This window comes from Nostoc sp. ChiVER01 (assembly GCF_034531155.1).
Classification (GTDB): Bacteria; Cyanobacteriota; Cyanobacteriia; order Cyanobacteriales; family Nostocaceae; genus Nostoc.
This window is the reverse complement of sequence record NZ_JAVRBS010000006.1, coordinates 220,497-233,581: the sequence shown is the minus strand read 5'-3', so window position 1 is coordinate 233,581 and position 13,085 is coordinate 220,497. Positions and strand designations below refer to the sequence as shown.

The following is a 13,085-nucleotide window of genomic DNA, read 5'->3' as shown; positions in this document are numbered from 1 at the left end:
TGCGATCGCCTGGATTGGGAGGATTAGCAGGAACTCCCAACGCATCTTTTAACTTTTGTTCGCTAACTCCTAACTTTGCCGCCGCCGCTTTAAAATCAGGTCGAGGTGGACGCTGATTGCGATCGCCTGGATTGGGAGGATTAGCAGGAACTCCCAACGCATCTTTTAACTTAGCTTCTGTAACTCCTAGCTTCACCGCAGCTGCTGCAAAATCAGGTCGAGGTGGTCGTCCCTGTTCATCCGGTGCTTGGTTGGGCGGTAGTTGCGCTTGTGCAATTTGAGAGAATTTACTAGCGGCATTTGCTTGATTGAGTGAAATAAAACCAAATGTGCCAACCAGAACCGGAATCGCACTTACAACTAGTACTCGACGAATATTCATAAAAATCAACCTTCAAAAGGTAGGGTGTTGATATTTCTAATTAAGCCAACTTAAAATTACAGTCCACCTGCTTTCTAAATTACAGTTTTGTAATTTAAGCACAAAGATGAAGAACTTATACTGAAACAGTAAGTAAAGTAGTGAAGGCTTGTGAACGTTCTGTTTGTCGAAGATGAGGCAAAAATTGCTAACTTTGTCCGGGCTGGACTGAAGGAGCAGGGATTTGTTGTAGACTACTGCGACAACGGTGATGAAGGATATCTGCGGGCATTAGAAAATGAATATGATGCGATCGTACTCGACATTATGGTGCCGGGAAAGGATGGACTATCGATTCTGAAACTCTTGCGGCGGCAAGGTCGAAATGCTCCGGTAATTTTGTTGACGGCTCGGAATGAACTAGATGATCGCTTAGAAGGACTAAATTTAGGAGCCGATGATTATATCGCTAAACCGTTTTTTGTGGAAGAGTTAGCGGCTCGAATTCATGCCGTTGTCCGCCGGAGTGTGAGCGAGCGCCAAAATCTGCTTTGCGTAGGCCCTATCAAACTCGATCGCATCACCAGGGAAGTTACTTGCGATCGCCAAGCGATAGAACTCACTAGCCGCGAGTTTAATCTTCTAGAGTATCTCATGCGCTCTCCCGGAAGAGTTTTCACCCGTACTCAAATCTTAGAACACGTTTGGGGCTACGACTTTAACCCCAACACCAACGTTGTAGATGTTTGTATCCAGCGAATTCGTAAAAAAATTGACCCCATCGATCAAGCAGTCTGGATTGAAAGCATTCGAGGGGTTGGATACCGATTTCGCAAGCCAGATTCTAGCCATCCGTGAGAGGTTAAGCTAATTGCAATAATATCAATGTGCATTAGTTCTCGTTACAAGGCAGAGCCTTGTAATGCTATTCAGGGAGGCTCTGCCTCCAAGTATCACATTCCCAGGCAGCAGCCCAGGAAGGAGGTAGGGCAAGACTTTTATGTTAATAAGCTTAATATCCACATGATATTCAGTTTGTAAAGTGTGTAAGTCTTAAGTGTTACAAACTTTCATTAATGTAGGGTCTCGCCATTGCTAAATTATGTGCGGCAATCCCAGGATTTTGATGATGTACATCATGATTAATTGTTGCTTGAATCACCGTTTTACCAAAAATTAGTTCTCCTAATGTTTCAAGAATACTGGGAAGTTTAATCTCAAATGTCCCGTATTTCCCTTTTTGGTGATGTACAAGACGAAAAAACACTATATCTCCTAGCCCATACACAATTCGCAGAAATAACCAAAACAAAAAAAACTTTTCTTTACCAAAGAATATCAATATCCCTAAAATCAATAGTTTTATGAGCAAATCTAACCCTAGTTGAAGATTAAATCCATTCAATTGAATTGAACGAATAAAACTTTGTTCTGGCGTACTCAAGGCGTTTAAAATAACCACAAATAAATTTCCTCGAATATGATAAGCATCTAAATCAGATTCTGTTGTTGGACTCCGATGATGAGATAGATGAATTTCACAGATTTGTAGGTAACTTAGTGTCAAAATAGAAAGAGGAATAGGACTAATAGCCAAACAACTAATTATCCTGTTTATCTGTTTGTCGCTTTTTACATGAATAAGTTCATGTACGCTAATAATCCAGCGAGGCAGTGTAACAGCAACAATCGCAAATAAAATCCAACTAGAAATAAAATCAGCTACAAATAAACCATAAGCCCCTACTAGGATTAGAGCAGCTACAGCACAATGACGGAGATATTGACTGGCATCATCATCGGTAGTCATGTACTCTATTGGACATTTTTTGGTGTTTTTGAGCATTGTATCTCTGAAATGCAGTTATGCTTTTGGCATTTTACACCAGGCTGAATTTCAGAGATCAGCAGAATTTTCTGTTTCTTAGCTGGCTCAAACAATCGATTCACCTTCTCGATCAGAATCTGCTTTAGCAGAATCATCATTCCAATATTCTCTCAAAAGCTTAAACCCAGGATTACTGCTCACAATCCTTGCCCGATTGAGTTTCTCTTTTCTCTATCTTGGCTCTTGGCGCGGCACATCTAGCAGCGATCGCAACATTCGACCATTTTTCTTTCCTTTGAGACGGGTGAAGTCGAAACTTCAGCCTCGCCCACGCAAGATTATCATTTTTCTTAAGACTATTTTGAGTATTTTAACTAATTGGCAAAATACGCTTCATCTTAACCTCTCATGGATGGATTCTAGCTCATGAAACTCTCTTCGTTTCGCCTCCGAATTGCTCTGTTGTCTGCGGCTCTAGCTGGAACCACATTAGTAGGCTTTGGCGCAATCTCTTGGTTTCAGATTTACAATGCAAAAATTAGCCGTCTTGATGCAGAACTATTAAATTATTTGATGCGGCCAACTCCAAACTTGCCTCCACGCCAAGAACCTCCCGAATTTCTCAGCAAAGGAAGTCAACTCTCATCCGAGCGCTCACGATGGCAGCTTTACGAAGATTCATTATCTTATGCCTATAGAACCAATACAAAAACTCCCATTGCCCTACTGGTGCTTGATGCAAACAACAAGATACTTTATCAATCCAACTCTCTAACCAGCGACGTTGAGATGAATCGTTTGCTGCTTAAGCGTCTTCAGTTGATACCTATACCACCACTTTTGCAGCGAGAACCACCGCCACCCCCCAATACAAATCCATCCGTTCAGCCACCACCTTTTCTTCGTCTTCGTCCAACTCAATTAGTTACTGAGCAGACAAAAACAGCAGCTTGGCGGATTGGGGCAGCTAAATTTCCTAATGTTCAGATTGCCATTGCTGTTAATCTCCAAGCCGTCGATCAAGAAATGGCAACGATTCAGAATATCTTTCTGATTTCAATTCCGGGAGGGCTTTTGCTGGTTGCGATCGGTGCATGGTTGGTTTCTGGTAGTGTTTTGCGTCCTATCCGGCAATTAACAGGCGTGATTCAACAGGTGACTGTCAAAGGGCTAGATCAACGGATTCCCATTGGGACAACTGATGTGGAATTTGTCGAACTAATTCAGGTATTTAACCAAATGCTGGAACGCTTGGAACGCAGTTTTACCCAAGCTTCCCGTTTTAGTGGTGATGCGGCTCATGAACTGAAAACGCCACTGACTATTTTGCAAGGCGAACTGGAACGAACCCTGCAACAGGTCGATCCTGGAAGTGAAGTACAACAACGCTTAAGTAACCTGTTGGATGAGGTGCGCCGCCTGAGTGGAATTATGCGAAAACTCTTGCTGCTATCTCTAGCAGATGCGGGAAAAATGAGTTTGTATTTGGTTGAGGTGGATATGTCTGAGTTACTGATGGAGATGTTAGAAGATGTGGAAATGTTAGCTCCCCACTTGAGTGTACAAACTGATTTCACTGACGGGCTACGGGTACAGGGCGATCGCGATCTTCTCATTCAAGTTTTGCAAAACCTATTCAGTAATGCCATCAAATACAATCTCGCTAACGGCTGGATACAAATTCGCGCCCATCAAATTCAAACAACTCTCCATATCACCATTGCCAACGCATCCAAAGATATTCCCCTGAGCGATCGTAATCGCATTTTTGACCGCTTTTATCGCGGCGATCCGGCTCGAACCCGCAAGGTAGAAGGCATCGGACTGGGACTGGGCCTAGCCCGTGAAATTGCCAGGGCCCATCATGGCAATCTTACCCTTGACTCAACATCTTTTGGTCAAACAGCATTCACCCTCACCTTACCAATGAAGTTACAGAATTGAAGAAGAGGCAAGGGAGCAGGGGGGATGGAAAAGAATGGGGATTTTCCAATACGGTTCAGTTAAAGCTAAAAAATAAAACTAAGTTGGCTTGAACTTTAGTGTTACCCAACAAAGCCTTGATAATATTGGGTTTCGTTCCTTAACCCAAGCGTATTGGATTTGACCCCATCAATTCGAGAACCACTTAGTAGAAGTGGGGAAATCATATCAAGTCCGGTGAATCACTTATGATTACCGTATCTGTGCAAAAATCTCAAAAGCCTTTTTCCCCCTGCCCCCTGCCCCCTGCTTCTTCATTGAGCCGTTGGGAAGAATCCCTAATGATATGAACCGAGAGAAAATCTATCTGATAACGATTTTGGGTTGCGGGTGCGATCTTTCAGCTACCCTGAAATTGAATATATAAAAGAGCAATTTTCAAATGACCATTTACTTTTATAAGGTTTGGCAGCCTTATGGCTGTTTTTCTAACTTTTCTCCCCACGGAATCCATATTCAGGGTATTTACTGGCCAACGGTTGAGCATTATTATCAAGCTCAAAAGTTTGTTGGCAGCACAGATGCGGGAATCATACCCGTCATCCATGCTGCCGCAACCCCGGAAGAAGCTGCCGCGTTGGGAAGATGTAGCACTCGCCAACTCCGTCGAGACTGGGATTTGGTCAAAACTGAAATTATGCGAGAAGCTCTCCTCAAAAAGTTTATCACTCATACTGATATTAGAGAAGTTCTCCTAAAAACAGGTGATGAGATTTTGGTTGAAAACTCTCCAACCGATTCTTTTTGGGGCTGTGGTGCTAATAGAACCGGTCAAAACCATCTCGGTAAAACTCTCATGAGTGTACGTGAAGAAATCCGTAACTTACTATCTTTAACGATAATTTAGGAATAATTTAATCAAAATAGTTACATTCAACATAAAATCAGTAATTCGACGGGGAATAGTAAAATTCCCCAGCCAAAAATCTTTGAAACAGTTGCCAATAATTTAGTTATTATTTGAAAAAATTTTAATTAATTGCATTAATGAGTAAAAAGGGTGAAAAAATATTTTTAATTTAACGCAGTTTTTCAGTCAATAAATTAAGTAAAATTACTGAAATAGTTTAATCATTGAGAATATAAAATTAATAGATGTTAATGATTAAGATTTTCTTAACTTTAGCCTTGAAAGGATGTTTTGACAGTATCTAATAATACAAGTAAATAGTTTGATATCTACCTAAATCCACTTTAGAAGGGTTCGAGATAACAAGCAAAATATCTGATCCTTTTCAAATATCCTCTAAATCCATTTTCAAAAATATTTGCACCAGATGTATGCCCCAAGCAACACATTTGTAGCAAAAATTTTTAGAAATGGAACGAAGATCAAGGCATTGTTAAGTTTAAAACTCTGAACAGCGACAATCAATTATAAAAAAAAATTATACTTCAGTCATGGTGTATGTAAGCAATGACATTTACCGATAAACCAAAAGGGTTGCAGCAAAGCTTAGATCAAGAAAGTTTACTGCACCAGATGATAAACCAGATCAGGCGATCGCTCGACCTCCAGGAAATATTAACAACTACCGTTAGCCAGGTGCGTTTATTTTTGGGTGCAGATCGAGTAAAAATATATCGTTTTGATACCGATGGTAGTGGTGAAGTTATCGCTGAATCTATCCATGAGCAGCGTCTACCATCTTTATTAGGGCAGCGTTTCCCAGTTAATGATATTCCAGAAGCAGCCAGAGAGATGTTTATGTTAGTGGGGCAACGTTCGATTGTGGATGTGGCAAATGGGAAGATCGGGCTATCGCCTCTACAGTCAAAAGAAACTGGCAAACGTCTAGAAACTAATATCCACTATCGGCAGGTAGACCCGTGCCATATTCAATACTTAAAGGCAATGGGCGTGCAGTCTTCGTTGGTAGTGCCAATTTTAGATTGCGATTTCCAAGAACAATCGGCAAAACCTACATTGTGGGGATTGTTGGTAGCTCACCAAAGTGAACCGCGAAAAATTTTAAAGCGGGAACTACAAGTATTGCAGCAAGTAGCTGACCAAGTAGCGATCGCGATCGCTCAAAGTAATCTACTCACCGCAGCCCGCACTAAGCAAGAGCGAGAAGCTACTATTAATCGAGTTACTACACTATTACATAAACTGCCGACAGTCCAATTACAGGGGGCGCTAGAAGAAGTTATTACAGCCTTCAATGGAACAGGTGGCAGGCTTTACATTGAACAGAGTCAGGAACTATACACCTGGGGCGAACAACCCACACTCCCCTACGAGTTAGATAACAATATTATCGAACATCATCCCTTATGGCAAAACTGGATGGCTGAATTTAAACAAGGTAATGTTTGGGCAACATCTGACCTGTATAAAGAACCCCATTTGCGAGTTTTGGCTTTAGCATTCCGTTCAACTCCAATTCGCGGACTTATGGTAATTCCCCTACATTACCGGGAAAAATTTATCGGTGTATTAAGCATTTTTCGCTGTGAATTTGAAACGGAAATCTTGTGGGCGGGACGATGTGAACAAAATCGGCGGCAACTATTACCACAGCTTTCTTTTGAGCTTTGGCGAGAGCAAAAAAAGGGGCAATCAGTTGAGTGGAAACCAGAAGACATCTCACTAGCGCAAGCCTTGTACGATCATTTCTCAATGGCAATTCAGCAGCAACAGATGTTTAAACAGGTACAAACCCTGAATGGCAATTTAGAACTGCGGGTGCAAGAGCAAACTTATGAACTCGAAAAATCATTACTATTTACCAAGGTACTCAAGCAAGTCACAGAGCATATTCGCCGCACATTAGACTTGCAGACAACTCTGCAATCCATCGTTCGGGAAGTCCGTGCCCTGCTAAACTCAGACCGCGTGGTGATTTTTGAACTGAAGAGTAAATCGGTGATTGTCGAAGAGATTAATGGCAATTGGCAGTCAGTTTTGGGAATGAATGCACCAGCCGATTGCTTTCCTGATGAGTATACCCATCTATATAGTCAGGGCAGAGTACGGGTAATTAACAACGTTTCGATAGCTTCTTTAAATAATTGTCATCGAGAGTTTTTGCAGAGTTTGCAAATACAAGCAACCTTAATAGTTCCGATTAATATAGGTATGGAAGTATGGGGGTTACTAATAGCCCATGAGTGTGAGACTCCTAGAAATTGGGAGGATGCAGAAATTGATTTATTGCAACAGCTAGGAGATCAGGCTGCGATCGCTATTCAACAAGCGCAACTCTACGAACAAACCTGTAATGCCGAAGCTGAAGCCAGAAATCAAGCTGCCCAGTTAGAGCATACCCTACATGAACTCCAAGAAACACAGACAAAATTGATTCACACCGAAAAAATGTCTGGTTTAGGACAGTTAGTGGCGGGTGTCGCCCACGAAATCAACAACCCTGTTAACTTTATTTACGGGAACCTCTGCCACGCTAGTGATTATACTGAACAACTGTTAGAAATTTTACGCCTCTATCAGTTATACTATCCCCAACCTCATAGCGAAATTAAGACAGCGATCAAAGCGATAGATTTTGAATTTTTGGTAGAAGACCTCCCGAAAATCATCACCTCAATGCAAGTAGGAAGCGATCGCATCCGTTCAATAGTGGTGTCGTTACGCAGTTTTTCTCGCTTGGATGAGGCTGAAAACAAGCGCGTTGACCTGCATGAAGGCATTGAAAACACCTTATTGATTTTGCAACATCGGCTCAAAGGTAATGGTGAATTCCGTGGCATTGAGGTCATTAAAGACTATGGCAACATACCAATGGTGGAATGCTATGCCGGTCAAATGAATCAGGTATTTATGAACATTATCAGCAATGCTATAGATGCGCTAGAAATGGGGAATCGAAGTAAGAGGGACGACAAAAAGATTGCCCAATACCCAGTGCCTACTATCCACATTTCCACTAGAGTCTCAGTAGACAATTCTCGTCTATTAATTCGTATTAGCGACAATGGAGCTGGTATGACTGAAGAGGTGAAAAAGCGGATTTTTGATCCGTTTTACACTACCAAACCTGTAGGTAAGGGTACAGGATTGGGATTGGCAATCAGCTATCAAATTATTGTCGAAAAACATGGTGGAATAATGGAGTGCATTTCAGAACTTGGCAAAGGTACAGAGTTCTGGATTGAAATTCCCGTCAGCCTTTAGTCAAAATAGATTGCTAAACTTAGAGAAATCGTTAACGATTTAAAATTTTAAATTAAAAACATTTTAGAGGGAGATTTAAACCCTGACTGAGACAAATGACAAAAGTAAAGTTTAGTTGCAAAAAAAATCCCTCTCATCTAAGAAGTGATAATCTAATAATTGAAGCTAATAAAGCCTCCCTGGCAGATATAACAGCTGCATTTGGAATGTAATAAGAGGTAAAAGACGCTGTTTAACTTAAATCTGTCTCGCCAAAACACAGCAACACCCAACGCGAAAACTGCTATTTCCTCAAAGATGGAATATTAGGGGGCGCTGTAACTAGTTTTTATAACTTGTTTAAACAAGCGATGAAAATTAGTACATCCCTGGCTATGATAAACAATGAGAGGAGATAGTTCAGCGAGTAGAGGTTTGGGTGTTGTTGTGTTTAAAGAGAAGTCTGAGATCAGGACTCCTCTTAGTGTAAGATTATACGAAGTTAAATAGTGAAAAATAGTTTAAATAGCGCCTTATGTCAATTATTGCGCTCAGAGCGTGGTATCTACAAGATTACGAGCCGATTCTAGAACTGGAAAAACGTCCGCCAGACATTCGCTTAAGCAAAAAAAGCCTGCTGAGATCAGCATTGCGAGCAGACTTTTTAGAAGAAAGCGACGAAGTTAGAAAATCAACTTGGTTTGGACGCTATTTGGAAGGAGAAGATATTGAATTTTATATTGAAGGTAGTGGTGGCTATTGCGTCGCTAACATTGACTTAATTAGTCATGAAATCTATTTTACTAAACAGGCGCTATTGGCTCAGTTAGAGCCAACGATTTTTTTATCGTATCAAACAGAGTATGCCGAAGCCACAAATGTTTTAAGAGAAGAACTGCGAAAAAGTTTGGACAGTTTAAACAAGCGATCGCGCCTTTCCTTAACATTAGTAGAATCCTCTCGCCCCAGTGATGCTACTGTACGGATTAACCGCACAATTATGCGAAAAATCCGTAAAAGTTTGTTATTTATCGCTGACACAACGCCCATTGCTAGTATTGATGGTAAAGAAGCTCCCCAAGTAATTCCTAGCCCTAATGTCTGTATTGAAATTGGCTATGCTATCCAAAGTAAGCGGTCTGAACAGATTTTACTAGCGCAGATGCAACGTCCCGATTTTGAAGGGCAATTTCCTTTCGATTTACCCACACAGCAAATTTTGCAATTCCAAGACACTACAGAATTAAGTAAAATCCTCACAGGAACGCTTCAAAATCAGCTAGCACGATTTAAATTATTTTATTGAGCAATTTTATAAAAATCTCCTTGAATGAGTATTTAAAATAAACGAACAGGCTTATTTTGCAGCTTGGAAGTAATGGAACTCACCCGATCAACCACAGAAATCATGTACTTGTAATCTGGTACTTGTCCATTGGGTATATAACCTACTTCTTCAGCTAAACCTGAAGGCGCATCGCTCATTACTTTACGGATGAACTCTTGACGGTTACGTTCGACATTAGGCCCAATTAAGACTACACCCAAGGGTACATAGTGAGGGTCTTTAAATAGGATGCGGAATTGGGTTGACCCCAACTGTGAACCGTAGAGACTCAATTCAGCTTCCGAGACAGCACAGGCGATCGCTTTTCCCTCAGCGACCAATTCCAACGCGGCTTTGGGCGTAGGTGCAAATAGAATCTGTGCTAGTGTTGTACCAAAAAGATTGTAAAGTGGGAAATAATATCCTGTTGCCGAACCTAACTGACCTAAAGCGATTGTTTGACCTTTTAGCTGTTTTAAGTCAGATATTGGATTGTCTTTGCGAACAACAAAGATTGAACGCAAATTACTAATACCTATTAAAGGAAACAGGGGAACATATTGGTGACGTGCGATCGCGATCGCTGCTAAACCTGGTGGAGCAAATACCAACGACCAAGCACGAGCCTCAAGCCGCTCAACCGCTCTGTTTTCATTGAAAGCAGGCTCTAGCTGAATTAATGAATTTGTCTTCTCGCCCAAGTAATTATTAAATTTCGCATATTGGTTAATTATTTGCTCGCCTCCACCATAGTTGATAACACCAATAGTTAATGTGCCCTCAAACTCTCGTGGTGATTGACAAGCGGCAAATGTTAAACCTAGCAGATTAAATAGAAATAAACGACGGGGAAATCGCAAAAACATCACTAATTATGCTTCAGGAAATAACTTGGTCAAGACTAATTTGGATAAGTTTGATTGCTGGCTAAACAGGTTATATTTCAACAAAAAATTAATATTTATTTAAATATTGTTGAAATAATTTCTAACAGGTATAAATAAATATTAGACAAACTCAGATATCGCCTTAGTTGGTTAGGTTATGTTAAAGAAAATTACGTTAAAAAACTTAAAAATAGGTGCTAAATTTAACTTACTTTTAATATTAGTTTTCATTATCAGTATTTTGGGTAGTGGCGTTGCTTTATCTAGTTTACTTCAAACAAGGGCGCAAAATGAAGTAGTTTCCCAAGCGGAGATTCTCATCCAAATGGTAAACGCAGTTAGAAACTATACACAAAATCATATAGTTCCACTTTTGGAACCGAGAGTAGAATTAAATTCAACCTTTACCCCTGAAGTAGTACCGACTTTTTCTGCTAAAGAGGTTTTTGAAAATTTTCGTAAAAACCCGCAATATAGCAACTTTTTTCATAAAGATGCAACACTTAATCCAACTAATTTAGCAGATAAAGCCGATAATTTTGAAACTCAACTTGTAGAGCGTTTTCGCAACGAACCCAATACTCTAGAAATTACCGGCTTTCGCACCTTGTCAGAAGGCGAAGTATTTTATATTGCACAACCACTTAAGATTACACAGCAGCAATGTCTGCGGTGTCATTCTACACCAAATCAGGCTCCTAAGAGTCAGTTGGCAACTTATGGCTCTGAAAATGGTTTTGGCTGGCAGCTAAATGATATTGTTACTGCCCAAATAGTCTCTGTTCCTTCAGAAGAGATTTTTGCCAATGCCAAACGAACTTGGATATTGATAATGGGGCTTTTAATTGCAATTTTTGCGATCGTAGTTTTTGTAATTAACTTTTTAATCAAAAAATATGTGATTAAGCGCATCAGAAGAATAGAGCAAATAGCTCAAAAAGTTAGCATTGGTGATATGAATGCTGATTTTGAAGAAAGCTCTAAAGATGAAATTGGTGGATTAGCAGAAGCATTTAATCGGATGAAAGCTAGCTTAAAAATAGCTATGGAAATGCTGAATAACCAGAGTTAATAATTCGTAGTTCGTAATTCGTAATTCGTAATTTACAGAGATAAAAATGGAATGGTTAAAAAATTAAGAAAGTAGGCGTTGCTGAAATTGCAAAGCTTTTTGAGGTTCGGGAATTTGTGATGCTAAAACATTCACAAATTCTGCACGAGAACTTTGCCCAGAAGACCTAACAGCTTTTTGGACTAAGAAACTAGCTATTGGCCCAATTAAATCAGCCAATTCTCGTTCGCACTGATGCACAAAGCTATCGCTGATTACTTGAGGTTCTTGCTTTGGTAAATTATTTGTTTTAAATTCAGATTGAGCAGTAAGTTCCTGTTGTGAAGTACGTTTATCTAGTAAAAACCTTGTTTTATTCTTAAAATCAATTTGTTGATTTCCTCGAAGATGAACGCCCAATTGAGTAATTAATTCTTCACAGTTGGGCGCTGATGCTGCAACTTGTCGTAGTAATCTTGAGGCAACGGGGCCGACAAATTCCAAAAGAATTGTTTCCAAGCGACTGTAACTTTCCGGTGACAAGATAGAAGTATGCGGATCTTTGGTTGAGTTTTTTTGAGAAAACGAAGCTTCAGGCGGTTGTGTAAAAAATGATTCTTGAAATGATTGCGCTTCTATTTTAGTATCGAGATACTTAAGCACTTGTAGAACTTCAGCCGCAGACTGATAGCGCTGTTTGAAGTGGTGTAGCACCATCTTAGATAGCACAAATGTCAACCCAGAACTAACGTTAGCTTGATGCTGCCAAGAAATTTCTCCAGTATCTGGGTCTTCCTCAAAGTTTATTGGATTCAACCCCGTCAGCGATTGAATAGCGATAATGCCCAAGGAATAAATATCGCTGTTGGGGCGCGGCTTACCTTGACCCTGTTCTGTAGACATATATCCTGGGGTGCCAATGGCAATAGTAGCCTCCGTGCGCCCTGAAAGTGTAAGCAGTTGAGTTTGGATTTGTTTGACTGCGCCAAAGTCAATCAGCACTAACTGGCCGTCTTGTCGCCGCCTGATTATATTGTCCGGCTTGATATCTCGATGGATAACGTTGCGGCTGTGAAGAAATTGCAGAATTTCCAACATCTGTTGGAGAAATTGAATTACTTTCTCTTCTGTCCAAGCTTGATTGGGAGACAGTTCTGCTTTTAGAGTATGTCCTTCAATGAACTCTTGCACCAAGAAGAACTCTTGGTTGTGTTCAAAATAAGCTAAAAGCCGAGGTATCTGGTCATGAATACCCAGTTGTTCTAGTGTTTCTGCTTCACTGGTAAATAGCCGTCTAGCAGTTTCAAGAAATTCAGGGTTACGAGTGACGGGCTTAAGGTGTTTGACAACACATTTCGGGAATCCTGGTCGGTGGGTGTCCTGTGCTATATAGGTTTGACCGAATCCACCTTTACCTAAGACCTGGAGAACTTGGTAACGTCCGTCTAATAATTGTCCTAACATTGTGTCACAAGCCTTAAGTCCTCAAGTTAATCTTGGCACAACTACCAGCTTTAGGAAGGTTTCTTGAGAT

9 protein-coding genes and 1 pseudogene are annotated in these 13,085 nt (G+C 40.5%); 6 read left to right on the top strand and 4 right to left on the bottom strand.

Annotation, left to right across the window (positions count from 1 at the left end; all coding sequences use genetic code 11):
- Positions 1 to 382 (bottom strand): annotated as a pseudogene (locus RMY00_RS11030) (hypothetical protein); the annotation flags it as partial.
- Between the two features lie 150 nt (positions 383 to 532).
- Here RMY00_RS11030 and RMY00_RS11025 point away from each other — a divergent pair.
- Positions 533 to 1,219: a response regulator transcription factor gene (locus RMY00_RS11025; RefSeq protein ID WP_322647573.1), complete on the top strand. Its 687-nt coding sequence runs from the start codon at positions 533 to 535 to the stop codon at positions 1,217 to 1,219.
- A gap of 202 nt (positions 1,220 to 1,421) precedes the next feature.
- Here RMY00_RS11025 and RMY00_RS11020 read toward each other — a convergent pair whose 3' ends face one another.
- Positions 1,422 to 2,171, bottom strand: coding sequence for a fatty acid desaturase (locus RMY00_RS11020; protein WP_322647572.1), 750 nt, complete (start codon positions 2,169 to 2,171; stop codon positions 1,422 to 1,424).
- A 444-nt stretch (positions 2,172 to 2,615) separates the two neighbouring features.
- Between RMY00_RS11020 and RMY00_RS11015 the strand changes: the two genes are divergently transcribed.
- From RMY00_RS11015 to RMY00_RS11000, 4 genes are all read left to right on the top strand, one after another.
- Positions 2,616 to 4,133: an ATP-binding protein gene (locus RMY00_RS11015; RefSeq protein WP_322647571.1), complete on the top strand. Its 1,518-nt coding sequence runs from the start codon at positions 2,616 to 2,618 to the stop codon at positions 4,131 to 4,133.
- 421 nt (positions 4,134 to 4,554) lie between these two features.
- Entirely contained in the window at positions 4,555 to 5,019 is a 465-nt protein-coding gene (locus tag RMY00_RS11010) for an NADAR family protein (RefSeq protein ID WP_322647570.1), read from the top strand.
- 570 nt (positions 5,020 to 5,589) lie between these two features.
- Entirely contained in the window at positions 5,590 to 8,307 is a 2,718-nt protein-coding gene (locus RMY00_RS11005; RefSeq protein WP_322647569.1) for a GAF domain-containing protein, read from the top strand.
- Positions 8,308 to 8,821: 514 nt separating this feature from the next.
- Positions 8,822 to 9,592 carry a hypothetical protein gene (locus RMY00_RS11000; RefSeq protein WP_322647568.1) on the top strand — a complete coding sequence of 257 codons (771 nt, stop codon included), beginning with the start codon at positions 8,822 to 8,824 and terminating at the stop codon, positions 9,590 to 9,592.
- A gap of 32 nt (positions 9,593 to 9,624) precedes the next feature.
- Here the strand turns inward: RMY00_RS11000 and RMY00_RS10995 are convergent, their stop codons facing one another.
- Positions 9,625 to 10,479 carry a phosphate/phosphite/phosphonate ABC transporter substrate-binding protein gene (locus tag RMY00_RS10995; RefSeq protein WP_322647567.1) on the bottom strand — a complete coding sequence of 285 codons (855 nt, stop codon included), beginning with the start codon at positions 10,477 to 10,479 and terminating at the stop codon, positions 9,625 to 9,627.
- A gap of 178 nt (positions 10,480 to 10,657) precedes the next feature.
- Between RMY00_RS10995 and RMY00_RS10990 the strand changes: the two genes are divergently transcribed.
- Positions 10,658 to 11,572: a Tll0287-like domain-containing protein gene (locus RMY00_RS10990; protein WP_322647566.1), complete on the top strand. Its 915-nt coding sequence runs from the start codon at positions 10,658 to 10,660 to the stop codon at positions 11,570 to 11,572.
- 63 nt (positions 11,573 to 11,635) lie between these two features.
- On the opposite strand, the gene RMY00_RS10985 is transcribed toward RMY00_RS10990, so the two are convergent.
- Positions 11,636 to 13,015, bottom strand: coding sequence for a serine/threonine-protein kinase (locus tag RMY00_RS10985; RefSeq protein ID WP_322647565.1), 1,380 nt, complete (start codon positions 13,013 to 13,015; stop codon positions 11,636 to 11,638).
- Between the last annotated feature and the right edge of the window lie 70 nt (positions 13,016 to 13,085).